The 25,724-nt window shown below is 72.8% G+C and carries 31 protein-coding genes; 15 read left to right on the forward strand and 16 right to left on the reverse strand.

Annotation, left to right across the window (positions count from 1 at the left end; genetic code table 11):
- Positions 1-46: 46 nt before the first annotated feature.
- Positions 47-979: an NlpC/P60 family protein gene (locus ABZU53_RS14045; RefSeq protein WP_354860935.1), complete on the reverse strand. Its 933-nt coding sequence runs from the start codon at positions 977-979 to the stop codon at positions 47-49.
- Positions 980-1,561: 582 nt separating this feature from the next.
- On the opposite strand from ABZU53_RS14045, the gene ABZU53_RS14050 reads away from it, so the two are divergent.
- A complete protein-coding gene (locus ABZU53_RS14050; protein WP_354860918.1) occupies positions 1,562-2,044 on the forward strand; it encodes a DUF6232 family protein in 483 nt (160 codons plus the stop codon).
- Positions 2,045-2,065: 21 nt separating this feature from the next.
- On the opposite strand, the gene ABZU53_RS14055 is transcribed toward ABZU53_RS14050, so the two are convergent.
- Both ABZU53_RS14055 and ABZU53_RS14060 read right to left on the reverse strand, forming a co-directional pair.
- Positions 2,066-2,392, reverse strand: a complete 327-nt coding sequence (locus ABZU53_RS14055) for a DUF3817 domain-containing protein (protein WP_266245607.1) — start codon at positions 2,390-2,392, stop codon at positions 2,066-2,068.
- Positions 2,393-2,417: 25 nt separating this feature from the next.
- Complete coding sequence (locus ABZU53_RS14060) at positions 2,418-2,852, reverse strand: hypothetical protein (protein WP_355066102.1); 435 nt, start codon at positions 2,850-2,852, stop codon at positions 2,418-2,420.
- Between the two features lie 130 nt (positions 2,853-2,982).
- Here ABZU53_RS14060 and ABZU53_RS14065 point away from each other — a divergent pair, with 130 nt between their 5' ends.
- From ABZU53_RS14065 to ABZU53_RS14075, 3 genes are read left to right on the forward strand one after another with little or no spacing between them, the layout of a single operon-like run.
- Positions 2,983-3,321, forward strand: a complete 339-nt coding sequence (locus tag ABZU53_RS14065) for a DUF6158 family protein (protein WP_354860915.1) — start codon at positions 2,983-2,985, stop codon at positions 3,319-3,321.
- Complete coding sequence (locus ABZU53_RS14070) at positions 3,321-3,647, forward strand: hypothetical protein (protein WP_354860914.1); 327 nt, start codon at positions 3,321-3,323, stop codon at positions 3,645-3,647. Before ABZU53_RS14065 ends, ABZU53_RS14070 begins: the two co-directional genes overlap by 1 nt.
- Before the next feature lie 50 nt (positions 3,648-3,697).
- Positions 3,698-4,237: a DUF1360 domain-containing protein gene (locus ABZU53_RS14075; RefSeq protein WP_354860912.1), complete on the forward strand. Its 540-nt coding sequence runs from the start codon at positions 3,698-3,700 to the stop codon at positions 4,235-4,237.
- Positions 4,238-4,294: 57 nt separating this feature from the next.
- Here ABZU53_RS14075 and ABZU53_RS14080 read toward each other — a convergent pair whose 3' ends face one another.
- From ABZU53_RS14080 to ABZU53_RS14090, 3 genes are all read right to left on the reverse strand, one after another.
- Positions 4,295-4,489 carry a hypothetical protein gene (locus ABZU53_RS14080; protein ID WP_354860911.1) on the reverse strand — a complete coding sequence of 65 codons (195 nt, stop codon included), beginning with the start codon at positions 4,487-4,489 and terminating at the stop codon, positions 4,295-4,297.
- A 23-nt stretch (positions 4,490-4,512) separates the two neighbouring features.
- Positions 4,513-4,737 (reverse strand): hypothetical protein, encoded by a 225-nt coding sequence (locus tag ABZU53_RS14085; RefSeq protein ID WP_354860909.1) that lies wholly within the window; start codon positions 4,735-4,737, stop codon positions 4,513-4,515.
- A 413-nt stretch (positions 4,738-5,150) separates the two neighbouring features.
- A complete protein-coding gene (locus tag ABZU53_RS14090) occupies positions 5,151-6,245 on the reverse strand; it encodes a 3-deoxy-7-phosphoheptulonate synthase (RefSeq protein WP_355066103.1) in 1,095 nt (364 codons plus the stop codon).
- Between the two features lie 274 nt (positions 6,246-6,519).
- Here ABZU53_RS14090 and ABZU53_RS14095 point away from each other — a divergent pair, with 274 nt between their 5' ends.
- Positions 6,520-6,735 carry a hypothetical protein gene (locus ABZU53_RS14095; RefSeq protein ID WP_354860907.1) on the forward strand — a complete coding sequence of 72 codons (216 nt, stop codon included), beginning with the start codon at positions 6,520-6,522 and terminating at the stop codon, positions 6,733-6,735.
- On the opposite strand, the gene ABZU53_RS14100 is transcribed toward ABZU53_RS14095, so the two are convergent.
- The gene (locus ABZU53_RS14100; protein ID WP_355066105.1) at positions 6,705-7,460 is read right to left on the reverse strand and encodes a phosphodiesterase; all 756 of its coding nucleotides are present in this window, start codon (positions 7,458-7,460) and stop codon (positions 6,705-6,707) included. The genes ABZU53_RS14095 and ABZU53_RS14100 overlap by 31 nt on opposite strands.
- Before the next feature lie 101 nt (positions 7,461-7,561).
- Here ABZU53_RS14100 and ABZU53_RS14105 point away from each other — a divergent pair, with 101 nt between their 5' ends.
- From ABZU53_RS14105 to ABZU53_RS14120, 4 genes are all read left to right on the forward strand, one after another.
- Entirely contained in the window at positions 7,562-8,854 is a 1,293-nt protein-coding gene (locus ABZU53_RS14105) for a pitrilysin family protein (protein WP_355066107.1), read from the forward strand.
- Positions 8,851-10,188: a pitrilysin family protein gene (locus tag ABZU53_RS14110; protein WP_355066108.1), complete on the forward strand. Its 1,338-nt coding sequence runs from the start codon at positions 8,851-8,853 to the stop codon at positions 10,186-10,188. The genes ABZU53_RS14105 and ABZU53_RS14110 overlap by 4 nt, the downstream gene beginning before the upstream one ends.
- Positions 10,189-10,383: 195 nt before the next feature.
- Positions 10,384-11,409 carry an aspartate-semialdehyde dehydrogenase gene (locus ABZU53_RS14115; protein ID WP_354860901.1) on the forward strand — a complete coding sequence of 342 codons (1,026 nt, stop codon included), beginning with the start codon at positions 10,384-10,386 and terminating at the stop codon, positions 11,407-11,409.
- Between the two features lie 135 nt (positions 11,410-11,544).
- Positions 11,545-11,985 (forward strand): PPOX class F420-dependent oxidoreductase, encoded by a 441-nt coding sequence (locus ABZU53_RS14120; RefSeq protein ID WP_355066110.1) that lies wholly within the window; start codon positions 11,545-11,547, stop codon positions 11,983-11,985.
- Between the two features lie 78 nt (positions 11,986-12,063).
- Here the strand turns inward: ABZU53_RS14120 and ABZU53_RS14125 are convergent, their stop codons facing one another.
- The gene (locus ABZU53_RS14125) at positions 12,064-12,645 is read right to left on the reverse strand and encodes a nucleotidyltransferase family protein (RefSeq protein WP_355066112.1); all 582 of its coding nucleotides are present in this window, start codon (positions 12,643-12,645) and stop codon (positions 12,064-12,066) included.
- Positions 12,646-12,861: 216 nt separating this feature from the next.
- On the opposite strand from ABZU53_RS14125, the gene ABZU53_RS14130 reads away from it, so the two are divergent.
- From ABZU53_RS14130 to ABZU53_RS14145, 4 genes are all read left to right on the forward strand, one after another.
- Positions 12,862-13,278, forward strand: a complete 417-nt coding sequence (locus tag ABZU53_RS14130) for a CBS domain-containing protein (RefSeq protein WP_355066114.1) — start codon at positions 12,862-12,864, stop codon at positions 13,276-13,278.
- 304 nt (positions 13,279-13,582) lie between these two features.
- Positions 13,583-13,954, forward strand: coding sequence for an SCP2 sterol-binding domain-containing protein (locus ABZU53_RS14135; protein ID WP_355066115.1), 372 nt, complete (start codon positions 13,583-13,585; stop codon positions 13,952-13,954).
- A complete protein-coding gene (locus ABZU53_RS14140) occupies positions 13,954-16,014 on the forward strand; it encodes a glycogen debranching N-terminal domain-containing protein (RefSeq protein ID WP_354858745.1) in 2,061 nt (686 codons plus the stop codon). Before ABZU53_RS14135 ends, ABZU53_RS14140 begins: the two co-directional genes overlap by 1 nt.
- A 101-nt stretch (positions 16,015-16,115) precedes the next feature.
- The gene (locus ABZU53_RS14145) at positions 16,116-16,868 is read left to right on the forward strand and encodes a lysophospholipid acyltransferase family protein (RefSeq protein ID WP_354858746.1); all 753 of its coding nucleotides are present in this window, start codon (positions 16,116-16,118) and stop codon (positions 16,866-16,868) included.
- Positions 16,869-16,899: 31 nt separating this feature from the next.
- Here the strand turns inward: ABZU53_RS14145 and ABZU53_RS14150 are convergent, their stop codons facing one another.
- The 5 genes from ABZU53_RS14150 to ABZU53_RS14170 form a co-directional block, all read right to left on the reverse strand.
- Positions 16,900-17,613: a hypothetical protein gene (locus ABZU53_RS14150; protein WP_355066117.1), complete on the reverse strand. Its 714-nt coding sequence runs from the start codon at positions 17,611-17,613 to the stop codon at positions 16,900-16,902.
- 71 nt (positions 17,614-17,684) lie between these two features.
- Entirely contained in the window at positions 17,685-18,398 is a 714-nt protein-coding gene (locus ABZU53_RS14155; protein ID WP_354858750.1) for a response regulator transcription factor, read from the reverse strand.
- Positions 18,371-19,480, reverse strand: coding sequence for a hypothetical protein (locus ABZU53_RS14160; RefSeq protein WP_355066218.1), 1,110 nt, complete (start codon positions 19,478-19,480; stop codon positions 18,371-18,373). The genes ABZU53_RS14155 and ABZU53_RS14160 overlap by 28 nt, the downstream gene beginning before the upstream one ends.
- A gap of 97 nt (positions 19,481-19,577) precedes the next feature.
- Entirely contained in the window at positions 19,578-20,756 is a 1,179-nt protein-coding gene (locus ABZU53_RS14165) for an ATP-binding protein (RefSeq protein ID WP_355066119.1), read from the reverse strand.
- 118 nt (positions 20,757-20,874) lie between these two features.
- On the reverse strand, positions 20,875-21,270 hold the full coding sequence (locus ABZU53_RS14170) for a VOC family protein (RefSeq protein WP_355066121.1): 396 nt from the start codon (positions 21,268-21,270) through the stop codon (positions 20,875-20,877).
- A 124-nt stretch (positions 21,271-21,394) separates the two neighbouring features.
- On the opposite strand from ABZU53_RS14170, the gene ABZU53_RS14175 reads away from it, so the two are divergent.
- On the forward strand, positions 21,395-22,414 hold the full coding sequence (locus tag ABZU53_RS14175; protein WP_355066123.1) for a hypothetical protein: 1,020 nt from the start codon (positions 21,395-21,397) through the stop codon (positions 22,412-22,414).
- Positions 22,415-22,438: 24 nt separating this feature from the next.
- Here ABZU53_RS14175 and ABZU53_RS14180 read toward each other — a convergent pair whose 3' ends face one another.
- Positions 22,439-23,332 carry a septum formation family protein gene (locus ABZU53_RS14180; protein WP_355066125.1) on the reverse strand — a complete coding sequence of 298 codons (894 nt, stop codon included), beginning with the start codon at positions 23,330-23,332 and terminating at the stop codon, positions 22,439-22,441.
- Positions 23,333-23,482: 150 nt separating this feature from the next.
- Between ABZU53_RS14180 and ABZU53_RS14185 the strand changes: the two genes are divergently transcribed.
- Complete coding sequence (locus ABZU53_RS14185; RefSeq protein ID WP_355066127.1) at positions 23,483-23,920, forward strand: VOC family protein; 438 nt, start codon at positions 23,483-23,485, stop codon at positions 23,918-23,920.
- Between the two features lie 56 nt (positions 23,921-23,976).
- Here the strand turns inward: ABZU53_RS14185 and ABZU53_RS14190 are convergent, their stop codons facing one another.
- Together ABZU53_RS14190 and ABZU53_RS14195 are read right to left on the reverse strand one after the other, a co-directional pair.
- Positions 23,977-24,915 (reverse strand): superoxide dismutase, encoded by a 939-nt coding sequence (locus tag ABZU53_RS14190; protein WP_355066129.1) that lies wholly within the window; start codon positions 24,913-24,915, stop codon positions 23,977-23,979.
- A 221-nt stretch (positions 24,916-25,136) separates the two neighbouring features.
- Positions 25,137-25,517: a VOC family protein gene (locus ABZU53_RS14195; protein ID WP_355066220.1), complete on the reverse strand. Its 381-nt coding sequence runs from the start codon at positions 25,515-25,517 to the stop codon at positions 25,137-25,139.
- Between the last annotated feature and the right edge of the window lie 207 nt (positions 25,518-25,724).

Here is a 25,724-nt window from a genome sequence, read left to right on the forward strand (position 1 = left end):
CGGCGTCCGATAGGGGGACGCCGGCCGTTCGCCGTATCGGGTCGGGCTAGCGGACCCGGCCGTAGCCGTGGATGGACATCATGTTCATGCCGCGCTTGAGCACGTTGCGACCGGCGCTCGGCGCGTCGATGACCTGACCGTCGCCCACGTAGAGGGCGACGTGCCCGAGCCCGCTGTAGAAGATCAGGTCTCCCGGGCGCAGGTCACCCCGACCGATGTGGGCGACCGCTCCCCACTGCATCCGTGCGTTGTGCGGCAGCGACCTGCCGGCCGCCCGCCAGGCCGCGAGGGTCAGTCCGGAACAGTCGTAGCCGTTCGGCCCTTCACCGGCCCAGACGTACGGCTTGCCGACCGCCCCGAAGGCGTAGCGCACCGCAGCGCCGGCGTCCCCGGCCACGGCGGGCACGTTTGTGGCCTCGGCCTCCGCCGCCTTGGGCGCGGGTCGCTCGGTGGCGGCCCCGTACGCCTGCCGGCGCAGCTCGTACAGGTCGGCCAGGTCACTCTCGATGCGCTTCTTGCCCGCCGCCAGCTCGCGGGCCTGCGCGGCCTGCCGGGTCAGCGTGGCGTCCAGGCGTGTCTTCTCGTCGAGCAGCCGCCGCTGGTTCGCGGTGAAGCCGGAGATGCGCTCCTGGCGCTGGCGGGTCAGCTGATCGAGGGTGCCGAGCCGGTCGAGCAGAGCGACGGAGCCGCCGGGACGCAGCAGCGCGTCCATCGTCTGCAGGCCACCGCTCTTGTACGCGGTGTTGGCGAGTGCCGCGACGTCGGCCCGGCTCTGCTCGGCCTGCTGTTCCAGGGGGCCGATGCGGGCCTGTAATCGGGCCACCGCGGTCTTGTTGACCTTGATGTCTTCGGTGAGCTTGTTGTAGGACTCCACGATCCGTTCCAGCTCGGCCGAGGACGTCTCGATCCGGTGGGTCAGGTCGGCGGGGGACGGCTCGGCGTGGGCCACCGCCGTCGGGGCGATCAGTGCGGCCGACATGCCGGCCAGCACCGCGGTGCGCAGCAGGGTTCTCAGGGATGACAAGAGCGAAGGGCTCCTCTCCCACGGCCGCCGACGGGGCTGCTGACGCCCTCGGCGACACCGGCCGGGGCCATCCGGGTGGACGGCACTGGGCCGGACCGGCTCGCCCAACCTAACCCGGGACGGTTGTGCCGCGCAGTTGAAGCAGGGGCGAAAGTTGGCGAAGTGGCGCGAAGTGCCGCTGCTGTCGGTGACACCAGCGGGACTGCTGACGCGGGAGGGGGACCGCCCGCGAGCCCGGTTTCGCATCCGCTGACCGATATCTGACATTCGTCGTTCCGGGCGTATGCCGTCGGATGGCCTCCGCCAATATCCGATAAAACCTGAAATGGATGCTGTTTCGCGGCGATGTCCCCCGGTCGGGTGAGCAGGTCGGAATCGTAAATGCCCAGGTGGAGTGGCGGTGCCCCAACACAATGGAGCCGCAGCCGGGAATCCCGTCCCCGGGCAGCGATGCCCGGCCACGGACCGAACCCGGCAGACCGCCCCACGGGAGGAACCGTGAATCGTGAAGGCGCAAAGACGCGACCGCAACGAACGGTGCCCGGAGCCAGGTCCACGCTGCTGTACGCGCGACCCGGCATCATCGTCACCGTCGACCGGTTCACCGTCGGCCGCACCAGCTATCGCATCGTCGACCTGACCCACCTGCGCACCACCCGAGGCCCGCACGACCGGATCGCCGTCCGGGCGGTGGTGATCACCGCATCCATGATCGGCGTGGTCGGCCTGCTCCTCGGCTTCAGCGGCGGCCTGCAACGGTTGACCGCCGAGGCGTACCTCATCCTCGGGGCGGTGCTCCTGCTGCCGGCGGCACTCGCCCTGGTCGGCGACCGCTGGCGCCCACCGCCGTACGAGCTGTGGGGCTGGCACCGGGGCGCGGAGGTGCTGCTGTTCAGCGCCGACAACGAGCGGCAGTTCGGTCAGGTCACCCGGGCGCTGCTGCGCGCCCGGGAGGTCAACCGGTACGGCGGCTGGGTCGACCCCCTCGCCTCGGCGGACCCGTGGCGGCCCAGCCGCTGACCAGACCCACCGCCGGGCCGGTCAGCCGGCGACCGGCTCCGGCGTACGGGTGGCGGGCCGGTCCAGCCAGGCGGTGACGCGTCGCTCGGCGTAGAACGAGACGAACGGCACGGTGCCGGCGAGCATCACCAGGAGCATCCGCTTCAGCGGCCAGTCGGCCCGGCGGCTCAGGTCGAACGCGGCCACCAGGTAGATCATGTAGAGGAAGCCGTGCGCCGGGCCGACCGTCTCCACCACGACCGGGTTGTCGAACGCGTACTTCAGTGGCATGCCGACAACGACAAGCAGGATCAGCACCACGCCCACGATCCAGGCGATCACGCGGTACCGGGTAAGGGCTGCGCCCACCTTCGTCCGTCCTTCCGAGCCCGGCTCAGCCGGGATAGTCACCGGGCCGGGCGCCCGGATTGGCGTTCAACCATGACAGGTAGTCGTTGTAGGCGGCCAGGTCGGCGTCGTCGCCGGGCGTTGCGTTGACCGGCACCCGGGTCACCCGCACCGGTCGGCGTACCGCCGGTCGGGAGCCGATGGTCGCGGCCGGCGGCGGCTCGACGGCCGGTGGGTCGGCGGGGTCCGCCGGTGGCTGGGCGGCTGTTTCCGCGTTGTGGCGTGCCAGCCGCACCTCGCGCCACCAGACGTACACCACGAAGCCGGCGAAGATCGGCCACTCGACGGCGTACCCCCAGCTGAGGTTGTTGCCGGCCGTGGCCCGGCTGATCTGCCACCAGCCCAGCCCGAGGAAGCCCACGACCAGCACGACCATGGCCACGTGACGCGCGATCCACGCCGGGGTCCAGAGCCACCTCATGGCGTCGAGGGTACCGGGAACGGCGGCGCTCTCCGACACGGTGTCGTAGCTGCCACGCGGGCGGGATGGTTTGGCGTTCCCCGGTGTGGGCATCCGTCTAGACGCCAGCCCAAACGAGACCAGGGGGGCGATGATGACCGGATCGGTACGCGAGGACGGCTTTGGGTCCAGCGGCAGCACGGAGATGAGCCCTGAGCAGCGGGTGCCCGAGTGGGGCGGCGACCACCTCGCCGACTCCGGTGGCGCCGACCTCGACGGCGACGCGCTGGGCGTCGACCCGACGGAGCTGACCGACGACGATCTGATCCGCGAAATGCACAGCCTGCACCGCACCCGGCTGGACACCCTCCGGCACGCGGCAGACTCCGCGCTCGCCAACCACCTGCGACGCACGGCGGACCTGGAGACCGAGTACCTCGCCCGTCACCCGGGCCGGGAGGTCGACCCGAGCCGCCTGCGGGACGTCTGATGCCGGCGCGAGCCGTGCGCGGCATGTCCGCGCCACCCGAGGTGGTCTTCAACACGGCCACCGACCCGGCTCGGGCCTCGGCCTGGTTGCCGGCGCCGCTGCGCAACGACGGGAGCCCTCCCGCCGAGATCAGGGGCGAGGAGCTGCGGGCCCGCTGGAGCGACGCCGACTGGGCCGCCGAGATCCGGGTGGACCCGGCTGACTCCGGCGGCGCCCGGATCCAGCTCGACCTGACCGACGGCTCGGGCGCCGACCCGGACCAGTTGGCCGACGAGGCGCTGACCAACCTCGCCCGCGAGGTCGCCGACAACCTCCAGGCCGGCTGACACCGTCACCGACGGCCGCTTTCGCACCATGACGACATGTGAGGAGAACGGTGAGCGACACTGGCCTGCGACAGAAGGCGGCGCGGCTGCGCCGGGCGTACGCGCCGCACGAGCACCGGCCGCTCGGCGGCTACCTGGTGGCGATGGGCACCTACGCCGGGGTGACCGGGGCGCTGGCCGGCCTGGTCAAGGTGACCGGCCGCCCGGTGCCCGAACGCCCCGCCCCCGCCGACGTCGTGTTGCTCTCCATCGCCACGCACAAGCTCAGCCGGCTGCTGTCCAAGGACGCGATCACCAGCCCGCTGCGGGCACCGTTCACCCGCTATGACCGGCCGATCGGCAGCGGTGAGGTGATGGAGCAGGTCCGCGACTCGGGCAGTTCCACCCGGCACGCCATCGGCGAGCTGCTGAGCTGCCCGTTCTGCCTGGCGGTCTGGGTGGCCACGGGGCTGACCGGGGGCCTGGTGCTCGCCCCCCGCCTCACGCGTCTGGTGGCCACCGCGCTGACGGCGGTGGCCGCGTCCGACTTCCTCCAGATGGCGTACGCCACGGCGCAGCAGGCCGCCGAGGGTGGGCACGACGACGACTGACCCGACGACGAACGCGACGTGGGGGCCGGCATCAGCCGGCCCCCACTCTCGTACGCGTCAGCGCTGCATGCCGGACCAGCCGTGCGGCGATTCCGGCTCCCGTTCGTCCTCGTCGTCCCCGGTGATGATGTCCCGGTCCACCGCGGTGCGGTCGTGTTCGTTGGCGAAGTCCGGCTCGGGCGTGGTGTCCCTGCCCTTCGGTGGTTGGCCCAACGCCGGCACCTTCTCGTCGTGGTCCTCGTGGTGCGTCATGTCGGTGTCCCTTCTGGGGTCGCTCAGGCGACGGTGCCGCCCAGCAGGTCACTGGCCTCGTCCACCGCGTACTCGCCCTCGGGGAGCGCGTCGATCCGGGCGAGCAGATCCGGCGGTAGCTCGGCGGCCACCGCCCGGCGGTAGATATCCCCCTGGGTGACCCGCTCCTGACCTCGGAAGATGTCATCGAGCAGGTCATCGAGGGCGTGGGTGTCCGGCTCGTCGGCAACGGGTGCGTCGTCGGTCACGCCGATCAGCTACCCGGGGCGGAATCGGTCAAACGTCGCGCCGGTGGGCCCACCTGCCGAGAGGGTGACCCACGAGGCTTCCTTTGCTCTGCTTCAACCTACGCAACGGTTTTGGGCGCTGGCTGTTGCGTCCGTGGAAGCAGAGCAAAGGCGCGTTGGGAGCATGCTCTGCGTCGGTGGCGCGACGGTGCTCTTGTACAGACAGCGCCGCCCCCGAGCCTTGTGGGCCGGGGGCGGCGCTGGTGTCGGTGTGTAGGTCGCCTCTCGGCGAGTGGCGCGACGCGGCTCCAGCCGAACGGTATTCCGCGAGGGCTATTTAGGTGAGGCCCGGGGACACTGAGCACACCGACACCTCAGTCAACCAGGCCCCACCGTCTCGTGTTCCGCGCACCGCAGTGCCGGCCGTCACACCCTCACGCCGGGGTTGGCAGCGTGGCCCGACGGGCCCGTACGGCGGTGGCCAGGTGGTCGAGCACCTCGGCGGTGTCGTCCCAGCCGAGGCAGGCGTCGGTGACCGAACGGCCGTACACCAGCTCGCGGGTCGGGTCGAGATCCTGCCGGCCGGGCAGCAGGAACGACTCCAGCATCACACCGGTGATCCCGCGCTGGCCGGCGGCCATCTGCGCCGCCACGTCCGCGGCGACCAGCGGCTGGTTGCGGTGGTCCTTGCCGCTGTTGGCGTGGCTGGCGTCGATCACCAGGCGCTCCGGCAACCCGGCCGCCCGGAGCAGGTCGAGCGCGCCCGCCACCGACTCCGCGTCGTAGTTGGGCCGACCGCCACCACCGCGCAGCACCAGGTGCCCGTCGGTGTTGCCGCGGGTGTGCATGATCGCCGGGGTGCCGGAGAAGTCGATGCCCGGGAAGACGTGCGGCACCCCGGCGGCGCGGATCGCGTCCACGGCGGTGCCGATGCTGCCGTCGGGGCGGTTCTTCATGCCGATCGGCATCGACAGGCCGGAGGCGAGCTGCCGGTGCACCTGGCTCTCCACCGTGCGGGCGCCGATCGCACCCCACACCACCGTGTCCGCGATGTACTGCGGGGTGATCGGGTCGAGGAATTCGCAGCCCACCGGAAGGCCGAGACGCAGGACGTCGAGCAGCAGCGCCCGGGCCCGGCGCAGGCCGGTGTTGACGTCGCCGCTGCCGTCCAGCCCAGGGTCGTTGATCAGGCCCTTCCACCCGACGGTGGACCGCGGCTTCTCGAAGTAGACCCGCATGACGATCAGCAGGTCGTCGGCGAGCCGGTCGGCGGCGGCGCGCAGACGCTCGGCGTAGTCGAGGGCGGCGGCCGGGTCGTGCACCGAGCACGGGCCGACCACCACCAGCAGGCGGTCGTCCTCGCGGTCCAGCACGCGGCCCACCGCGCGTCGGCCGGTCAACACGGCGGCGGCGAGCGGGGCGTCCAGGGGCAACTCGTGGTGCAGCAGGGCGGGTGTGGTCAGCGGCACGACACGGTCGATCCGCTGATCGCTGACCCGATCGGTCTCCGGGGTCGTCACGGTGGGCATCCTTTCGCCGACCGTGCCCGGGGCCGGTGCCCGGGACGAGCCGGCTGCTCGTACGCAAAAGGGCAGGAACGACAGCTCCTGCCCAGCCGGCTCGGTCCGTGGTGACGTCAGTTCATGGTGAAGTCACCGGCGTGGGAGCCGGCTGCCTAAACCATCGATAGGAACGCGTCACGGGAGCCAGCCTACCCGACCGGGCGGGGGTGCCCGTGGCATCGTCCCAAGATGCGGGGTGAACATCGCGTGCCGAGTCCGGGCGGGGGGTAACAGGGGTCCCATGACTGACGAGCAGAGCGAGCAGGAGCGGGCGGAGTCCCGCGCGCACCACCTCCTTCCCGAGGAGGAGGCGGTGGGCAGCGACGACCCGCAGGCGCAGGCGGAGGCGATCCTCGCCGAGTCGGACATCCGCGAGGAGGACCAGAACGTGGCCCCGGACACGGTGCTGGAACGTCGTACCTCGGATCAGACGGTGGCCGTCGAACCGCCGGACTGAGCCCGCGCGCCGCGGGCCCGGCGTGAGCCCCGGTAGGTCTGCTCGCGCAGCCAGGCGAGTGGACCGGCCGCCCGCAGTTCGGGTGGCAGGTTGCGCACCGGGTCGAACGCGAGCGCGGCGTCCTCGGCGGCGTCGAGCGGGGCACCGATGCTGACCTGGCCGACCGGCCGCCACGGCCCGACGGCGGACGCGACCGCGAGCACCACGCGCGGCGCGTCCGCCCGGGCCGCGGCAGCGACGGCGGCCAGAGTGCGGCCGAGGTCGACCGAGTCCGGGTCGGCCAACGCGGCCAACCAGAGACGACGCCGGCCCAGGCGGTAACACGTGATCGTGCTGTACGTCCCGGTGAAGCCGCGGCGGGGCAGCGGCAGGTTCCGCAGCACCGGAGCGGCGCCGCTGGAGCTGACCAGCAGGTCGAACGGGCGGCCGGTGGGGGAGTGCACGCGTACCGCCAGGCCCAGCACGTCCGGCCAACCGCCGGGTGTGGGCGTACCCCTGGAGAGCCGGACCGTGGCCGCGTAGCGGCCGGGGTCGTCCAGCAGGGCGACCCCGGTGGGTGGTCCGGGCGTACCCCAGATCGTCACCTCGCCGGTGAACGACCGGCCGGCCGGATGCAGCAGCCGGCCGCGGCGCAGCCGGCCGAGCGCGGCGGTGGCGCGTTCGACGGTCCTGGCGGCCGGTCCGACGGTGCGGCGCGCGGGCGGAACGGGGGTCGGTGGGGTCATTGCTCCGCGGTACCCCGACCGGCGGAGTCGATGCCGGTCGGCCGGCTCGCCGACCGGCGGCACGTCACCTTTCCGCCCGCGAGATCGGATAGCGTCGTGCCATGCCCGACAGTGGTTACCCCTGGCCCATCGAGACGTCCCGACTGGACAACGGCCTGCGCGTGGTGGTGAGCGAGGATCGCACCGCACCCGCGGTGGCCGTCAATCTCTGGTACGACGTCGGATCCCGGCACGAGCCGGACGGGCAGACCGGTTTCGCCCACCTCTTCGAACACCTGATGTTCGAGGGCTCGGTGAACGTGGCGAAGACCGAGCACATGAAGCTGATCCAGGGCTCCGGTGGTTCGCTCAACGCCACCACCAACCCGGACCGGACGAACTACTTCGAGACGGTCCCGGCCGAGCACCTGGAGCTGGCGCTCTGGCTGGAGGCCGACCGGATGGGTGGGCTGGTCCCGGCGCTCACCCAGGAGACGCTGGACAACCAGCGCGACGTGGTGAAGAACGAGCGCCGGCAGCGCTACGAGAACGTCCCGTACGGGGATGCCTGGCTGCGGCTGCTGCCGCTGCTCTACCCGCCGGGGCACCCGTACCACCACTCGACGATCGGCTCGATGGCCGACCTGAACGCCGCCGATCTCGCCACCTTCCAGGCGTTCCACGAGATGTACTACGCGCCGAACAACGCGGTGCTCACAGTCGTCGGCGACGCCCAGGCCGCCGAGGTGTTCGCGCTGGCCGAGAAGTACTTCGGGGCGTTGCCCGCCCGCGACGACATCCCGCCCGCGCCGGACGGTCGCCGCGTCCCGGCGACCGGGAAGCCCGCCGTGGAGACGGTGATCGGGGACGTGCCGGCGCCCCGCGTCTACATCGCCCACCGTGGTCACCCGTTCGGCAGCCCCGGCTACGACGTGCTCACCGTGCTCGCCACAGTGCTCGGCAGCGGCCGGGGCAGCCGGCTCTACCAGCGGCTCGCCGACGGCGAGCGGATCGCACAACCCGATCTGGTCGGCGCGTACGGGGTGGACCTCGCGCACGCCCCGGCGCCGCTGATCGCCACCGCCACCGCCCGCCCCGGCGTGAGCGCCGAGCGGTTGGCCGAAGGGCTGGCCGAGGTCGTCGACGAGCTGGCCACCGTGCCGGTCACCGCCGCCGAGCTGGACCGGGCGAAGGCGTTGCTGAGCACCGCGTGGTGGCGGCAGATGTCGACGGTGGACGGCCGCGCGGACACGCTCGGGCGGTACACCACCCAGTTCGGTGACCCGGCCCGGGCCGCCGACCGGCTGCCCGCCTGGCTCGCGGTGACCGCCGAGCAGATCGCCGAGACCGCCGCCGAGGTGCTCGGCGCCGCCGACCGGGTGACCCTGACCTACCTGCCCGAGGAGACCGCATGACGCTGATCGCCGACCGTCCCGGCCCGGGTGCCGCTCGCCCGTACCGGTTCCCGCCGGTGGTCCGCCGCGCGGCGGGCGGCGGCCAGGTGGTCGCCGCGCACCTGCCCGGGCAGAACCTCGCCGTCGCGTTGCTGCTGCTCGACGCCGGCGCCGGCCGGGAGCTCACCGGCAAGGAAGGGCTGGGCGGCGTGCTCGCCAAGGCCCTGGAGGAGGGCACCGCGCAGCGGGACGCCACGGCGTACGCGCTGGCCATCGAGGCGCTCGGCACCGAGCTGGTGACCGGGCTGGACTGGGACTCGTTCCAGATCAGCGTGCAGGTCCCGGTGGATCGGCTGACCGCCGCGGTGCAACTCCTCGCCGAGGCCGTCCGGACGCCCCGGCTGGACCCGGCCGACGTCCGGCGCGTGCGCGACGACGAGGCCACCGCGCTGCGGATGGACTGGGCCAACCCCGGCCCGCGCGCCGACGCCGCGCTGCGCGCCGACCTGTTCGGCGCCGACACCCGCTGGGGACGACCGATGTACGGCGATCCGGACTCGGTGGCCGGCCTGGACGTGGAGGACATCACCGTCTTCCACTCCGAGTGGTTCCTGCGGCCCGGCACCCTGATCGTCGCCGGTGACCTGGACCGGATCGACCTGGACGCGTTGGCCGGGGCGGCGTTCGCCGGCACCGGGGGCGGTCCGGCCGAGCGGGGCGGCCCGATCGAGGTCCCGCTGCACACCGGCCGCCGGATCATCCTGGTGGACCGGCCCGGCTCGGTGCAGTCCACGCTGCGGCTGGGCCACCCGTCGCCGCACCGGGCGCACCCCGACCACGTGCCGATGACCCTCGCGGGCACGGTGCTCGGTGGGGCGTTCACCTCCCGGCTCAACCACCTGATCCGCGAGGTGCGCGGCTACACGTACGGCATCCGGGGCGAGTTCGCCTCGTCCCGCCGGTTCGGGCGGTTCGCGGTCAGCTCGGGCGTGCAGACCGCCGTCACCGCGCCGGCCCTGGTCGAGGCGGTGGGCGAGATCACCCGTACGCAGGCGGGAGGCGTGACCGAGGACGAGCTGGCGGTGGCCCGTTCCTGGCGGGCCGGGCAGCTGTCGGTCGAGTTGCAGAGCCCCCGGGCGATCGCTTCCGCGCTGACCACGCTGGTGGTGCACGACCTGCCGGACGACTACCACGCCCGGCTGCGCGAGGAACTGCTCAACGCCGACGTGGCCCAGGTCTCCGCGGCAGCGGCCACCCACCTGCACCCGGAAGCGCTGACCCTGGTCATCGAAGGCGACGCCGCCGTGATCCGCAACGACCTGGAAACCGCCGCCCTAGGAGACCTGCTCCCCTAACCCCGCCCCCCGCCCCGGGCCCCGCCTTCAGCCCGTTGATCATGAAGTTGTTGTCACTCGGCACGGCGTGTCGCGGCAATAACTTCATGATCGACGGGGGAGGAGGTGGGGCGGGGGAGGGGGTGGGTGTGAGGTGGGACCCGGGGGGTGGGAAAGGGGTCCCGGTTTCGGGGGTGGGGTGGGTAGCCTCCGGGCATGAGGATCGGCATTGTGGGGGCCACCGGCCAGGTCGGTGGCGTGATGCGGCAGGTGCTGGCGGAGCGGGAGTTCCCGGCGGAGCAGGTGCGGTTGTTCGCCTCGGCGCGGTCCGCCGGGCGGACGCTGCCGTGGCGCGACGGCGAGGTGACCGTCGAGGACGCCGCGACCGCGGACTACTCCGGGCTGGACATCGTGCTCTTCTCCGCCGGTAAGGGCACCGCCCGGGAGTTGGCTCCCCGGGTGGCCGAGGCCGGCGCCGTGGTGATCGACAACTCGTCGGCGTTCCGGATGGACCCGCTGGTGCCGCTGGTGGTCGCCGAGGTCAACCCGCACGCCGCCGCCGACCGCCCGAAGGGCATCATCGCCAACCCCAACTGCACCACGATGGCCGCGATGCCGGTGCTGCGCCCGCTGCACGCCGAGGCTGGTCTGGTCGGCCTGGTCGTCTCGACGTACCAGGCGGTCTCCGGCGCCGGCTTGGCTGGCGTCGCCGAGCTGGACGAGCAGGTCCGCAAGGTCGCCGAGCACGCCGCCGGGCTCGCCTTCGACGGGTCGGCCGTGGAGTTCCCCGCGCCGCGCTCGTTCGCCGAGCCGATCGCCTTCAACGTGCTGCCGCTGGCCGGCTCGATCGTCGACGACGGCTCGTTCGAGACCGACGAGGAGCAGAAGCTCCGCAACGAGAGCCGCAAGATCCTGGAAATCCCCGACCTCAAGGTCTCCGGCACCTGTGTCCGGGTTCCGGTCTTCACCGGCCACTCGCTCCAGATCAACGCCCGCTTCGCCCGCCCGATCACCCCGCAGCGTGCCCACGAACTGCTCGCCGACGCGCCCGGGGTCGCGCTGACCGCCGTGCCGACGCCGCTGCAGGCCGCCGGGCAGGACCCGACCTACGTGGGCCGCATCCGCGCCGACGAGACCGTCGAGTACGGGCTGGCGCTGTTCTGCTCCAACGACAACCTGCGCAAGGGCGCCGCCCTCAACGCCGTACAGCTCGCCGAGCTGGTGGCCGCCGAGCGACGCTGACCGTTGCGATCACTGCGGGCTCCCGCCGGTCTCGGTGGGGGCCCGCAGTCCGTGGCGGGCGGCGGTGCATCGGGGGCGGGAGCACGCCGGTCATGTTTGGATGGACGTAGCCGACCGCGCCACCTGGAGGAAACCGTGCCGGAGGACCCCACCCAGCAGGCGTTGACCGACCTGATCGCCGGCCGCTCGATGGGCGTGCTGGCCACCCTCAAACGCGACGGGCGACCCCAGCTGTCCACAGTGGTCTACTCGTTCGACCGCGCGGCCGGCCTGATCCGGGTGTCCGTCACCGACGGCCGAGCTAAGACCGCCAACCTTCGTCGGGACCCGCGGGCCAGCTTCCACGTCGGCAGCGAGGACGGCTGGGCGTACGCGGTGGTCGAGGGGCGGGCCGAGCTGACCACTCCGGCGGCCGACGTCGACGACGCCACGGTCGAGGAGCTGGTGGGGCTCTACCGGGCGCTTCGCGGCGAGCACCCGGACTGGGCCGACTATCGCAACACCATGGTCGCCGACCGGCGGCTGGTGCTGCGCCTGCACGTGGAGCGGATCTACGGAATGCCGCCCCGCGCCTGAGAGGGTCGCGAACCACGCCCGTGCCTGCGGGGCCCCGGACCGCGACTGACGACTGACCCCTGGGCGACCACTTCCGGCTCAGCCGGGCTCGATCACTGTCACGCCGGGCCAGCGTTGCGCGGGCCGGTGGCGAGCAAGTCGCTGCCGGGACAGCGTGACGCCCACCCGGGCCGGGTTGTGCCGCCACACCCCGCCCAGCAGATCCGCCAGGCCGTACGGGGCGCAGACCTCCAGCTCACCGGTCGGGCGCAGCCGCACGGCGACGGCGGTCGCGTACTCCGGCCAGGTGGCCACCGCCTCGGCGACGCTGCGGTACGGGGCGATCGGATCGCCGCCGAACTTCGACGCGTACCAGGTGTGCACCGCCGCCTGGTTGCGTGCCTCCCACGGCGGCGCCGGCCAGGCCGCGGCGAGTCGGGCGGTGGCCCGGTGGTCGTCGTCGCGGGACAGTCTCGTCGGGTCGAAGAAGACCACGTCCACGTCGCGGACCGTCGCCGGGTCGAACCCGTCGCCGTACCGCTCGCTCCAGACGAGGTCGCGGACGGCGCCCGCGCCGATCCAGGCGTCCGGTAGGCCGGAGTCGCGAACCACGGTCAGAGCCCGGGTCAGCCAGGCGTTGCCGGCGACGAGGTCTCTCAGCTCCCGCTTGCCCGTCAGCACCCCACCCACGCTAGGCGGTGCTGCCCTCGGCCAGTTGGTGGGGTCTGTACCACTATCTCGCCCGGCGTCACGACCTTGTCGATCAGGCGGTGTCGCGGAACGGCCGCGGGCCGCGGTCGCGACAGCCGCCTGCCCCGGACAGCGGCCCGGCCGTCGGCGTTACCCCCTCCCGTGCGGCGGGTAGACGGGCCGTGCCGACACCGAGAGGGGAGCACCATGACAACGGTCGGAGAGTTCATGACGACCCGGTTGGTGACGATGGACGGCAACGAGACGCTCATCGCCGCCGCGCAGGAGATGCGCGACAGCGCGATTGGTGACGTGGTGGTGACCGATGGCAACGGTGTCGTCGGTATCGTCACGGACCGGGACATCACGGTCCGTGGTGTCGCGGAGAACATGGACCCGGGCTCGACCCGGCTGAACCAGATCACCACCCGCAATGTGATTACCGTGAGCCAGTACGACGACGCGGTGGCCGCCGCGGACCTGATGCGCACCTATGCCGTACGCCGGCTGCCGGTGATCGACGACGGGCGCCTGGTGGGTCTCGTCTCGATGGGTGACCTCGCGGTCGAGCGCGAACCGCAGTCGGTGCTGGCCGACATCAGCGCCGACGATCCGAACAACTGACGACCCGCCGCCAACGCGCCGGCCCTCCCCTGCCGGGGGAGGGCCGGCGCCGCCGTGCCCCACCCACCCTCGGTGATCAAGAGGTTCGCGTCACGACACGCCGGACGCGGTGACGCAAACCTCTTGATCACCGGGGCAGGGGGGTGGGGGATGGGGTGGGGTGGGTGGGGTCACCCGATTCGGGCGAGGTTGGGCTTGGGTGGCAGGGGGACCCGTGCGGGGACGTGCAACGCCGGCCGTGCGCGCGACGCGGGCGCGCCGGGTGGGATCCCGGGCCCGGCCAACTGGGGGAGGAGTGGACCCGATGGTGGACGCGACCACGAGGTTCTTCGAGGACCTGGACCGGCGGGGGTACGAGCCTCTGCTGGCGAAGACCTCCGGGACACTGCGGATCGATCTGCACGAGGGGGCGCAGACCCGGCACTGGCTGCTCGCGATCGACCACGGGCGACTGAACGTGAGCCAGGAGGACCGGGAGGCCGACACGGTGATCGGCGCGAGCCCGATGCTGTTCGACGAGATCGCGGCCGGCCGTGAGCACGGTCTGGCCGCCCTGTTGCGCGGGGACATGACGGTGTCGGGGGACGCCCGGCTGGTGGTGCAGGTGGAGCGAATCTTCCCCGGGTCGCCGGACGCCCGTGGGCCGCGTCGCCGCTTCGCGGGGGAGGCGCGCTGATGGGCCAGAGCAACACGATCCGGATCCTGGACGGCAACACGTTCGTCGTCTGTGAGGACACCGGTGACATCGAGGCGACGCCGAGTGAGCCGACCGGGCTCTTCTCCATCGACACCCGGTTCCTGTCCACGTGGGTGCTGAGCGTGAACGGCGAACGCCTCAACTCGCTGTCGTACGACGACCTGCAGTACTTCGAGTCGCGGTTCTTCCTGGTGCCGGGGATGGCCACGCACTACGTGGACGCGAAGTTGTCGATCATCCGGGAGCGTGCGGTCGGCGGCAGCTTCCGGGAGCAGCTCACCATCCTCAACCACGACGAGAAGCCGGTCGACCTCGAAGTCCGGATGGACGCGGCGTCGGACTTCGCCGACCTGTTCCAGGTCAAGGACGAGATCCTGAACAAGAAGGGCGAGATCTACACCGAGGTGGAGTCGGACAAGCTGCGCCTGGGCTACCGCCGGGGCAACTTCCGGCGCGAGACGATCATTTCCTCGTCGATATCGGCGCGGTACGACAGCCGGGGCTTCGCGTACACCGTCCACCTGGAGCCCAACGAGCAGTGGGAAGCGGCGATCGACGTGCAGACGCACGCCGTCGGCCCCGGCGGCCGGGACCTGCGTCTCGGGCTACGAGTGCACGGCGGCGAGCGGCTGGCCCTGCAACATGACCTGGAGCAGTGGATCGCGGAAGCACCGAAGGTCAACAGTCAGCACGGCCGGGTGGCCAGCACGTACCGGCGCAGCCTGATCGACCTGGCGGCGCTGCGCTTCTCGCCGCTGTCGCTGGGCGGCGCCACCCTGCCGGCCGCCGGCCTGCCCTGGTTCATGACCATGTTCGGCCGGGACAGCATCCTCACCTGCCTGCAGACCCTGCCGTTCACCCCGCAGTTGTCGAAGACGACGCTGCGCATCCTGGCGTCGCTGCAGGGCAGCCGGTTCGACGACTTCCGGGACGAGGACCCGGGGCGGATCCTGCACGAGATGCGCTACGGCGAGACCGCGGCCTTCGAGGAGCAGCCGCACTCGCCGTACTACGGCTCGGTGGACGCGACGCCGCTGTTTCTCGTGCTGCTCGACGAGTACGAGCGGTGGAGCGGGGACGTCGCGCTGGTCAAGGAGTTGGAGCAGGAGTCCCGGGCGGCGCTGCGGTGGATCGACAGCTACGCCGACCTGGTCGGCAACGGCTACATCTGGTACGAGCGGCGCAACACCGAGACCGGCCTGGAGAACCAGTGCTGGAAGGACTCCTGGGACTCGATCTCCTACTCCGACGGCACCCTGCCGCCGTTCCCGCGGGCGACCTGCGAGGTGCAGGGGTATGCGTACGACGCGAAGGTCCGCGCGGCGCGGATGGCCCGCGAGTTCTGGGGTGACCCGGAGTTCGCCAACCAGTTGGAGCGGGAGGCGGCGGAGCTGAAGGAGCGGTTCAACCGGGACTGGTGGGTGGCCGACGGCGAGTACTACGCGCTGGCCCTGGACCCGGACGGCCGCCAGTGCGACGTCCTCAGCTCCAACATCGGCCATCTGCTCTGGAGCGGGATCGTCCTCCCCGAGCGCGCGGAGAAGGTGGCGGCGCACCTGGTCGGGCCGCGACTGTTCTCCGGCTGGGGGGTGCGGACCCTCGCCGAGGGGGAGACGCGGTACAACCCGATCGGCTACCACAACGGCACGATCTGGCCGTTCGACAACTCCTTCATCGCCTGGGGCCTGCGCCGGTACGGCTTCGCCGAGGAGGCCGCCACCATCGCCAACGGCATCCTGGACGCGGCCACCTACTTCGACGGGCGGCTACCGGAGGCGTTCGGCGGCTACCCGCGGGAGCTGACGAAGTTCCCGGTGGAGTATCCGACGGCGTGCAGCCCGCAGGCCTGGTCGACGGGTACGCCGCTGCTGTTGCTGCGCACCATGCTCGGCCTCGAACCGCACGAGGGGCACCTGGCGGTGGAACCACGGTTGCCGGTCGGGATGGGCCGGATCGAGGTGCTGGACATCCCGGGTCGTTGGGGTCGGGTGGACGCCTTCGCCCGCGGCCGGCTCGATCTGAACAGCCTCGCCGACTGAGCCAGGACCGGCGGACCGGCGGACCGGCGGCGGCGCGCCACCCGCGTCGCCGCCGGGCCGCCGCCCAGGCGATCCCCAGCCGGGCAGGGTAGATTCTGCGGATGCCGGAGCTCGTTTACCCGCCCGTTATCGCCGCCGCCAAGACAATGTTCCGGGTCCTCGACCTGAAGATCACCATCGAGGGCGCTCACCACGTACCCCGCACCGGCGGGGCGGTGTTGGCCAGCAACCACGTCAGCTACCTCGACTTCATCTTCGCCGGGCTGGGTGCGAACGCGTCGGGTCGGCTGGTGCGGTTCATGGCCAAGCAGTCGGTCTTCACGCACCGGATCTCCGGCCCGCTGATGCGCGGCATGCGCCACATCCCGGTGGACCGGCAGGCCGGCGCCGCCTCGTTCCGCTCGGCGGTCGACGCGCTCAAGCGCGGCGAGGTGGTGGGCGTCTTCCCGGAGGCCACGATCAGCCGGTCGTTCACGGTCAAGGAACTCAAGAGCGGCACCGTGCGGATGGCCCGTTCGGCGAAGGTGCCGGTGCTGCCGGTCGCGCTGTGGGGCACCCAGCGGCTCTGGACGAAGGGCCGCCCGCGCACCCTCACCCGCCGGCACACACCCATCACCATCCTGATCGGCGAGCCGATCCACCCGGCGGACTTCCCGGACCCGAACGTGCTGGCCGCCGAGCTGACCACCCGGCTGAGCGCGCTCGTCGAGCGGGCCCAGCGCGAGTACCCGGACGCGCCGGCCGGCCCGGAGGACACCTGGTGGCTCCCGGCGCACCTCGGTGGCACCGCGCCGACCCCGGAGGAGGCCGCCGCGCTGGACGCCGTCGGCGAGGAGCGCACCCCGAGCGTCTGAGAATGATCAAGACCGGCCGCGCGGACCGGCTTCACCAACGCCCGGACGCCGCGCCGCCTGCGAAACCGTCCCAGGAGGTCGGCTCCGGTCCCGAGCGGTAGTAGTCGTCGCGGGAGCGGAACTCCACCGGCAGCGAGCCGGGCAGGGTGATCCGGGTTTCCCCGGCGGCCAGCGCGGGGCCGGCCCGCAGCAGCAGAACGTCGCGCTCCTGTGCGGAGAGGTCCACGAGTTGCGGGCGGGTGAGCCGGAACATGGCCGCCGCCCGGCGCACCTGCCGGGCCAGCGCGATGATCTCACCCGGTGACCCGCCGAGGGCCAGCGCCGGCTGCTGGATGGTGCGCAACGCGTCGCAGACGATCATGAGCTGCGCCGGATCGGTGCGAGGAAGCTCCAGCCGGGACGGCCACTGCCAGCGGATCTGGCCGGTCATCAGACCGGTCAGCCGCCCCGCCGGCCGGGACCGCGGGGTGTCGTCGTCGACCAGGGACAGCTGCGAGCCGGTGCCCACCCAGCAGATCCGCTGGTCGGTGACGGTCACCGAGACCGGCCCGGGAAGCTGCCAGCCGCGTCGTGTCTCGGTCGGCCCGAGCAGGTAGCCAGCGACGAGCAGCCGGTGTCTGCCGAGCACCTTCTCGCCGGGCAGCGGGCGCATGTCGTAACGCCGGTCGAGGGTCGGGCCCACGTCGTCGTCCGGCGCGTCGAACCGGTGTGGGCCGATGAAAAAGGGGGACGCGTCGGCGTGCATCGTCACGACCTCCCGGTCAGCTGGCTGTGGGTTGAGCCTCGCCGATGCGCCGGCCGCTGTCATGACGCCCGTTAGGGGGTCGGCCGGTCGTGCGTCGCCTGTGACCGGTAGATGCCGATCTCCTCCGGGCGGACGAGCCCGTCCTCGATCGCACGGGCGAGCAGAGCGGCCTTTGTGGCTGCCGGCCGCCCCGCCCGGGTGTACTTGATCCGCGCGCGGTCCACATACTGCTTCACGGTGTGCTCGCTGATCTGCATGCGACGGGCCACCGACGCCTTCGACATCGACTGGAACCAGAGCAGCAGCGCCTCTCGCTCCTTGTCGGACAGCATCGGCCGGTCCGGCCTCGGGTCGCCGACCATCGCGCCGGCGAGCGCCGGCGGCACGTACGGGCGGTCGCTCGCCGCGGCCAACACGGTCGCCACGCAGTGCTCCCGGCCCTCGTGCTTGGCCAGGAAAGCCACCGCCCCGGCGTCCAGCGCGGCGAGCATCGTCTCCGGGTCGGTGTGTTCCGAGTAGACCACCACCCGTCGCCCGGTGGCACTCAACTCGGCCAGCTTGTCCAGCGCCATCCGGCCGTGCAGCCGCAGGTCGAGCAGGACGACGTCGGCGTCCGGCGCGGCGCGCAGCACCTCGTCCGGGTCGTCCCCGGTGGCCAGCACGGTCAGTCGCGGCTCGCTGGCGAGCCAGGCGCGCACTCCCTCGACGACCACCGGGTGGTCGTCGACGATCGACACCCCGACCAGCCGGTCACCGGTCACCCCAACCACCGGGTCTGCGCCCATCTGATGTCCCCGTCCCGTTCGTAGAGGTGCTGCACCGGCCCGTCCTCGTGCTTCCCGGGCGGAGGGCCGGTCGCGTCCGGCCCCTCCCGGTCCGGCGTGACCAGACTGACCACCACCTCGCCGGGGCCGGACACCACGGTCAGACGCGCCCACCCCCGGGCGTCGGCGAGCAGGCCGGTGAGCGGGTCGGCCAGCCGGCGGCGGATCTGGACCGGCAGCGGCGGTGGGGTGCCGATGGCGATCAGGTCGATCGGCAGCCCGTTGCGTTCGGCCAGGTCGGCGGCGGCCCGCAGCTCGTGCAGCAACGGGTCGGGCACGTCGTCGGACTCGGCGATCAGGCGGCGCAGCCGGGCCGCGGCCAGCACGCAGCGGCGCTGCGCCTCCGGGTCGTCCGGGGCGATCTCGCCGGCGGCCAGCTCGCCGAGCACCCGTCCGGCCGCCGCGCCGACCAGGGCGAGCCGGTTACGGCGTTCCTGCCGGCCCCGCTCGGCGGCCGCCCGCTCGGCGGAGAGCGTGTGCAGCGTGGCAGCCGCGGCGGCCCGGTCCCGGGCCAGGCCGACGATCACCGCGCTGCCGACGAAGACCGCCACCGGCAGCGAGAAGGTGCCGTAGACGTACATGGTGTAGCGGGCCAGGTCGGCCGGGCCGGGGCCGTGCGCGAGGACGGCGGCGAGCGCGATCAACGCGTGCGTGGTCAGCAGCGCGACCAGACCGCTGACCCGCCGACCCCACAGCGCCAGCACGAAGAACCAGCCGAGCGTGCCCCACACCCAGTTCGCGGCGGCGAACAGTTGCCGTTCGCCGACCGCGGCGAAGACGGCCGCGTCGACGGCGAGCAGCAGCCCGGCGAGCGGCCAGGGCGGCAGCGGCGCGCCCCGCAGCAGCCGGACGCCGGCCACCGCCCCGGTCACGGCGACCAGGATCCAACCGCCGAGCACCACCGTCGGCGCGGTGAACTGGGTCCGCGTCGCCAGCACCGCCGGCAGTCCGATCGCGACATGCCAGGCCAGCGCGATGGCGACGGCGACGATCCGGGCACCCCGGTCGGAGGCGTGCGCCACCGCGGCCGGCGCGGCGAGCACCGCGGGCTCGGGCGGCGTGGGCCCGTCGGCCGGGCCGGGCGGCGGCCCCGGGATGAGCGCCTCGCGGGTGCGGGTGCGCTCCGCCGAGGCGCCGAGGTCAGCCGACACCGGGCCACTCCAGTCGGATCCGGGTGCCCGCACCGGGCGCGGAGCGCACCTCGGCCCGCCCGCCGACCGCCGCCATCCGACCGTGGATCGACTCGCGCAGCCCGTACCGGTGCGCGGGGACGGTGTCCGGATCGAAGCCGGGGCCGTCGTCGACCACCTCGACCACGACGGAGACCGCGTCGCGGGTCAGCCGCAGTGTGGCCCGCGCGCCCGGCGCGTGCCGGACCACGTTGGACAGTGCCGCGTAGGCGCTCTCGGTGATCGCGTCGGCCACCCCGGCGGGCACCGCGCAGGAGGCCAGCTCCAGGCCCACCGCCAGTTCGGGCAGCCGGTCGGGCACCGTCCGCAACCGACCGTCGAGGGGAACCGGGCCGTCGCCGGGCACCGGGCCGAGGTCGGTCAACGCGACGAGGGTACGCAGGTCGGCGGCGCACCGGTCGCGGAACGCGGCCGACGGGCCGGCCACCGCGCCGAGCCCCACCATGGTCAGCGTGCCGAGCACGGTGTCGTGCAGGTCCCGATTCTGCTGGCGCTCCGCCTCCCGGGCGGCCCGGGCGACCAACGCCTCCCGGGTCAACCGCTGGTGCTCGGCGAACGCCCGGTCGGCCCGCCCGATCCGGCGGCGCATCACCGCCGTCATCATCGCCGTGCAGGCCGTCTGCACCAGCAGGGTGGCGGCGTGCGCCCGGGCCTCGGCGGGGTTGCCGGCCGCCTGCGTGCCCACCACGTAGGTGGCGGTGACCAGCAGCCCGGCCGGGACGGACCAGCGGGCCGGTGCGGTGGCCTGCGCGTTGATCACCGTGGTGCTGGCGAGCACCGCGATCCAACTGCCCTCGCCGGGCAGCACCTCGGGCGCCACCAGGCGAGGGATGAGCAGGCAGGCCAGCGCGGTGAGCCCGACGTCACCGGCGACCAGTGCCGGGGTGATCCCGTGGCGCACCGCGCGGCCGGCGTACCAGAGCGACCAGCCGGTGAGCGCGGCCACGCCGGGCAGCAGCAGGGCCTCATCGACCGGCGGGGTACGCACCGACAGCGCCACCGCGGCGCCGACCAACCCGCACGTCAGCCGCAGCAGCGCCGGAAATGTGGTGAAGATGAGACTCAATGCCCCGCCGGCCGGGCTGTCCAGGACGGGCGGTGGCACGGTCGGGGCGGCAGTCGCCGGCATCGGGAGCTGTCCTTCCGACAACGACCCGGTCCGGGTCCGCGCGGCATAGATCGACATCGGAGAATAGCATGGCGGACGGTGAGCGTTCACCCACCGTGCGCATGGTGTCGCCTTCTCGTCACTCTGCGCTGCGGGGCTGGATCAGGTCCCACCGATTGCCGTACAGATCGACGAAGACCGCCACCGAGCCGTACGCCTCGTGCCGTGGCTCCTCCAGGAACCGCACCCCGGCCGCGACCATCCGGGCGTGGTCCCGGGCGAAGTCCTCGGTGTGCAGGAACAGCCCGACCCTGCCGCCGGTCTGGTCGCCCACCCGCGCCTGCTGCTCGGCGCTGCTCGGTCGGGCCAGCAGCAGCGCCGTCTCCCGGGCCCCCACCGGGCGCACCACCACCCAGCGCGAGCCGTCCGGGCGGGCCGTGTCCTCCACCAGCTCGAAGCCGAGGCCGCCCACGTAGAAGTCGATCGCCTCGTCGTACTCGCGTACCAGTACCGCGACCAGTCCCAGATGTGCCATCGGGCCATCATGCCGACGGATGCGCCGACCCGGCGGGCGGCGTCGCCCATGGTCGGCGACGTCACGCGGGAACCCCGCCGGACGGCCGCCCGTCTCATCCGGCGGTAGAGAGGTGGTGAGCGGGATGCGCTCGGGCGGAACGACACTGGTGGCGGCGCTGCTCGGCCTGGGGTTGTGCGGGCTGGTAATGGCAGGCTGCGCGGGCACGGTCAACACGCCGAAGGATCCCGGCCCGGCCGAGATCGTCGAGAAGTGGACCTCCTGCGCCCAGGTCGCGCCGCAGGCAGGCGTCGTGCTGCCCGTACCGCCAGGGTCGGACGGGCCCGCGGCGCCGACGCCGGCCGGGGTCGAGCCGCGCGTCGGACGGATCGACCCGGCGTTCACCCCGGTCGCCGCAGTGCTGTGCGGCCGCGACGTCGTGCCGGGGGCCGCTGGTGGCCGGGAGGAGGTCGCCACCGAGCGCCGCGCCGGCGACATCGGCCCGCTGGTCGCCGCGCTGGGACTGGCCGACGAGGAACGGGGTCGGGGGGACATCGCCTGCACGGCCGACATGCTCGTCCCACCCTGGCTGGCGCTGCTCGACGACCGGGGCCGCTGGCTGCGGCCGTACCTGCCGACGGACGTCTGCGGCAAGCCGCGCCCGGAGGTGCGCGCGGCGTTGGACGGTCTGCGCCTGACCACTGTCGACACCCGTACCGTCGGGCAGGTCGAATCGTCGGCGGCCGAGACCGCCGGCTGCGAGCAGCGGTGGTCCGACATGGTGTGGGTGGAGACCACCCTCGGACGTCCCGGACGTGTCGTGCCCGCCACGAGTCCGAAGGCCGGGCCGCTGCGCCTCTGCGTCTACGAGGTGCCCCCGTCCGAGCGGGGCGGCGGCAAACCGGCCGGTGACTTCGTGTACGGCGGGCCGCTGCCGCCCGAGCGGCAGGCAACGGCGCTCCGCGCGCTGGCCGCCACCAGGCCGGCGGCCGACTGTGCCACCCCGGCGTCCCGCTTCGCGGTGCTCCGGTCCCTGGATGGCGGTGGGCCCGAGTGGTACGTCGAACTCGACGCCTGCCGGCGCTTCCTGGTCGTGGCACCACCCGGTGGGACGCAACTCGGGCAGGGTGACGCGGCGTTGGCGGCGCTGTTGGGACCGGTCTGAGCGCGCGCCGATCTTCGGTGGGGCTCAGCCCACCGGCAGCGCCTTCGTGCCGCCGCCGGCGATCGACCGCTTGACGGCGGCGCCGCCCGACCAGAAGTAGCAGCGCACACCCCGGTCGCCGCGCGCCCACAGCTCCTGCGAGGGGAAGCGGTACGCGGTGCCGGTGCGGTAGCGCAGGCTGGCGTCGACGGGCACCTTGGCGTAGCGGGCGACCAGCGTACGGCAGGCGGGGTGGACCGCGTCCTCGTCGCGCACGGCGTCGGCGTAGGAGCGATCCGGGGCGGTCCAGACGCCGACGAACTCGTACTGGTGCCCGGCCGTGCAGGCGGCCGGCCGCAGTCGGCCCCACTCGTCCTCGTTCATGCAGCCGTACGTCAGCGGCGAACGGCTGCCGACCGCGTTGCGCAGCGTCCCGGACCGGTGGATGGCCCGGTCGGAGTCGCCGTTGGCGCCGTCCACCTCGTCCAGCTCGAAGATGTCGCACCGGTAGGAGCGGCTGCCACCCGCCCACCCGTCCGGCGAGGTCGGCGCGACCTGGACGGAGAGCCGCGCGGTGCGCCAGTCCCCGCCGACGAACTCCTTGGCCCGGGTGTCGCAGTCGGCGAAGACGCCACGCATGGCCGCCGACTCCACGGTGGGTGGGGTGCTGCGCGCGGCCAGGGCGCCGGTGAAGGTGCCGACGTGGAACGTCTCGACCAGGTGGGTCTTCGCGCAGTCGACGGGGGAGTAGCTGCTCAGGTACGAGCTCGCCTCGGGGATGACGTGGCACTCGCCAGCCTTCGGGGTGAACTGCTGCGCCGCCGCCATCGGTCGCCAGTCGTCGGACAGGTCACCGTCCGTGCCGGCCGGCGTGCCGCAGCCCGCCAATGCCACCGTGAGGAACGCAGCCGCGAGCGCTGCCCTGCCGTACCGTCGCATGTGTTTCTCCCCGTGGCCCCCGTGTGGACGCGCGCAGCATATGGCACCGGTGCGACGGGTCGGCACCCGCTTCCGGCCGGACCCGGTGCTACCCGTGGAAGACGCCCGCAACCCGGTCGGATGGTCGGAGGGCTACCGTACGGTCGCGCCATGGCAGCCAGCATTGACCTGACGCTCGACTCCACCGCCGCCCCGATACTCGCCGCGTTCTGGAAGACGGCCCTGGGCTACATCGACGAGCCGCCACCGCCACCCTTCACGACCCGCGCCGAGTGGCTCGCGCAGTTCGATCCGCCGGAGGACGACGTTGCCGACGACGGCGCGTGGCTGTGCGACCCCGACGGCACCGGCCCCCGCCTGTCCATCCTCAACGTCCCCGAGCCCAAGACGGCGAAGAACCGGCTGCACATCGACATCCGGGTGCCCGGTCACGGCACCCCCGACGAGCGGTGGGCGCGGATCACGGCGGAGGCCGCTCGCCTCGTGCGGGCCGGCGGAAGTGTCCTGGAGGAGGCCGACCGGCACCACGTGGTGATGGCCGATCCGGAGGGCAACGAGTTCTGCGTCGCCGCCGCAGCGGCCGCCTGACGTCGTCGTGATCCCCGGCCGAGGGGCACGCGCGGTGCGCGTACCCCTCGGGCTTCTCAGCGGGCGCGGACCGCGACGGCCGTGTACGGCGTGGTCGGGGTCGGTGGCGTGGTGAAGCGGGCGTTGGGCAGGTACAGCCGGCCGAGGGCCTTGGCAACTGTGGTGGGCACGTCGAAGTTCGGGTCGGTGATCGTGCCGGTGACGGTTCCGGCGGTGCCGGCGCGGTTCAGCGTGACCACCGCGATCTGGTTGAGGCTGTTCTGCACGACGTAGAGGGTGCGGCCGAGCAGCAGCAGGCCGTCACCGTTGGTGAAGGTGTAGCCGGGCACGGCCACGACGGTGGTCGCACCGGTCACCGGGTCGACCCGGAACAGTGTTCCCGTGTTGGACTGGACGACGATCAGCGCCCTGCCGTCCGGTGTGGTGGCGATGCCGTTGAGGTTCACGCCGGTGCCGACCTGCTCGTATGCGCCGGTCAGCGCGATGGTCGTGAAGCCGTCGGCAGGCGGCAGCGCGCCACCGCGACCGAGTGGCAGCCGGTAGAGCACCGGCCGGTTGGAGTCGGTGACGTACGCGGCGTCGCGGGTCAGGACGACGTCGTTGACGAATGTCGGGGCGGTGGCGAACTGGTAGCGCGCCAGCACTTCGCCCGTGCGGGTGTCGAGCACGCGAGCGTCGCCGGCCGTGCCGCCGGCGACGAACAACCGGCCGCGCGGGTCGACCTTGAGCCCGAGCGACGGGGTACCGGTGGGTGCTCCGATCGTCGTGCCCCGGCCGGTCACCAGGTCGGCGCGGTAGATCTCGCCGGTCGCGCGGGAGCCGAAGTACGCGTACCGGCCGGCGGTGGCGATGCCCTCGGGCTGGAACCCGTCCGGCAGGGCGACAACTGCCGGCGGTCGGCCCCCGGCTTGCGCGTGGGCGGGCGCGACGGCGACGGAGGTCAGGAGGGTGGCGGTCAGGGCGACGCCGAGCGCGGTCCTGAGGGGTCGGATCACTGTGCTCCTTCCGGGCGGGCTGAAAAGGACACACCCGCCGCGATCACTGGGGCCAGGACCTTCCCCACTGTACGACCGGTGGAGGTCCGCTCCGGCGCCACAATCGTCAAGGCCGCGCACCAGCCGCTCGGCAGTGACCCCCCCGCCCGGTCGGACATGTAGGCCGTGCCGGGCACGCCGTCGGCACGCAGGCGGCGGGTCGGTGCGCCCAGGCGGAGTCGTCAGAGCTGTTGGACGATCTGGATCGGGTTGCCGTCGGGGTCGGCCGTCCAGGCGATCAGCAGGCGGTCGAGCCACCGGTGCGGCGCAGCCAGGGAGGGTGCGCCGTTCGCGGTGAGGGCGGCGTACGCGCCAGCGGTGTCGTCGGTCCAGAGGACCACCGCGGCCCGCTGCCCCTGCGGCACGGGGTCGAGGCCGTGGTCGTCGCGCGTGGAGGCCACCGAGGCGATGCCGATCTTGTAGCCGTCGAGCGCGAGATCGATGTGGATCGGCTCGCCCTCGGTCGGCACCCGGAAGGTCTCGGTGAAGCCCAGGCCGGCGTAGAACTCGGCGGCTCGGCGGACGTCCTCGCTGAAGAGGATCACCTGAGGAGTCCGGAACATCGACACGCGGCGACGCTATCAGCGCAGCCGCTGCCCGCGAGCCCGTCCGGGTCACCGCCGTGGTCGGCGACGGTCTGCACCCACCTGATCATCCCGCTCAGCGTGTCCGCCATTGTCGAGTGGGCGCTCGGAGGCAGGCACTGCTGTACGGATGGCTGCACAGCCCTCAGGATGCGATTGTGCTCGCCGAACCAACGATGCTTCTCG

Source organism: Micromonospora sp. NPDC005194 (assembly GCF_040608335.1).
Lineage (GTDB): Bacteria > Actinomycetota > Actinomycetes > Mycobacteriales > Micromonosporaceae > Micromonospora.

What these genes read in the sequence shown, in the direction of transcription:
- ABZU53_RS14195 (WP_355066220.1), bottom strand. Translation starts at nt 25,517, where the DNA reads ATGTTCCGGACTCCTCAGGTGATCCTCTTCAGCGAGGACGTCCGCCGA.
- ABZU53_RS14105 (WP_355066107.1), top strand. Translation starts at nt 7,562, where the DNA reads ATGCCCGACAGTGGTTACCCCTGGCCCATCGAGACGTCCCGACTGGAC.
- ABZU53_RS14155 (WP_354858750.1), bottom strand. Translation starts at nt 18,398, where the DNA reads ATGGGCGCAGACCCGGTGGTTGGGGTGACCGGTGACCGGCTGGTCGGG.
- ABZU53_RS14140 (WP_354858745.1), top strand. Translation starts at nt 13,954, where the DNA reads ATGGGCCAGAGCAACACGATCCGGATCCTGGACGGCAACACGTTCGTC.
- ABZU53_RS14070 (WP_354860914.1), top strand. Translation starts at nt 3,321, where the DNA reads ATGCCGGCGCGAGCCGTGCGCGGCATGTCCGCGCCACCCGAGGTGGTC.
- ABZU53_RS14090 (WP_355066103.1), bottom strand. Translation starts at nt 6,245, where the DNA reads ATGCCCACCGTGACGACCCCGGAGACCGATCGGGTCAGCGATCAGCGG.
- ABZU53_RS14185 (WP_355066127.1), top strand. Translation starts at nt 23,483, where the DNA reads ATGGCAGCCAGCATTGACCTGACGCTCGACTCCACCGCCGCCCCGATA.
- ABZU53_RS14100 (WP_355066105.1), bottom strand. Translation starts at nt 7,460, where the DNA reads ATGACCCCACCGACCCCCGTTCCGCCCGCGCGCCGCACCGTCGGACCG.
- ABZU53_RS14180 (WP_355066125.1), bottom strand. Translation starts at nt 23,332, where the DNA reads ATGCGACGGTACGGCAGGGCAGCGCTCGCGGCTGCGTTCCTCACGGTG.
- ABZU53_RS14115 (WP_354860901.1), top strand. Translation starts at nt 10,384, where the DNA reads ATGAGGATCGGCATTGTGGGGGCCACCGGCCAGGTCGGTGGCGTGATG.
- ABZU53_RS14080 (WP_354860911.1), bottom strand. Translation starts at nt 4,489, where the DNA reads ATGACGCACCACGAGGACCACGACGAGAAGGTGCCGGCGTTGGGCCAA.
- ABZU53_RS14145 (WP_354858746.1), top strand. Translation starts at nt 16,116, where the DNA reads ATGCCGGAGCTCGTTTACCCGCCCGTTATCGCCGCCGCCAAGACAATG.
- ABZU53_RS14170 (WP_355066121.1), bottom strand. Translation starts at nt 21,270, where the DNA reads ATGGCACATCTGGGACTGGTCGCGGTACTGGTACGCGAGTACGACGAG.
- ABZU53_RS14130 (WP_355066114.1), top strand. Translation starts at nt 12,862, where the DNA reads ATGACAACGGTCGGAGAGTTCATGACGACCCGGTTGGTGACGATGGAC.
- ABZU53_RS14060 (WP_355066102.1), bottom strand. Translation starts at nt 2,852, where the DNA reads ATGAGGTGGCTCTGGACCCCGGCGTGGATCGCGCGTCACGTGGCCATG.
- ABZU53_RS14065 (WP_354860915.1), top strand. Translation starts at nt 2,983, where the DNA reads ATGATGACCGGATCGGTACGCGAGGACGGCTTTGGGTCCAGCGGCAGC.
- ABZU53_RS14110 (WP_355066108.1), top strand. Translation starts at nt 8,851, where the DNA reads ATGACGCTGATCGCCGACCGTCCCGGCCCGGGTGCCGCTCGCCCGTAC.
- ABZU53_RS14165 (WP_355066119.1), bottom strand. Translation starts at nt 20,756, where the DNA reads ATGCCGGCGACTGCCGCCCCGACCGTGCCACCGCCCGTCCTGGACAGC.
- ABZU53_RS14175 (WP_355066123.1), top strand. Translation starts at nt 21,395, where the DNA reads ATGCGCTCGGGCGGAACGACACTGGTGGCGGCGCTGCTCGGCCTGGGG.
- ABZU53_RS14135 (WP_355066115.1), top strand. Translation starts at nt 13,583, where the DNA reads ATGGTGGACGCGACCACGAGGTTCTTCGAGGACCTGGACCGGCGGGGG.
- ABZU53_RS14045 (WP_354860935.1), bottom strand. Translation starts at nt 979, where the DNA reads ATGTCGGCCGCACTGATCGCCCCGACGGCGGTGGCCCACGCCGAGCCG.
- ABZU53_RS14095 (WP_354860907.1), top strand. Translation starts at nt 6,520, where the DNA reads ATGACTGACGAGCAGAGCGAGCAGGAGCGGGCGGAGTCCCGCGCGCAC.
- ABZU53_RS14150 (WP_355066117.1), bottom strand. Translation starts at nt 17,613, where the DNA reads ATGCACGCCGACGCGTCCCCCTTTTTCATCGGCCCACACCGGTTCGAC.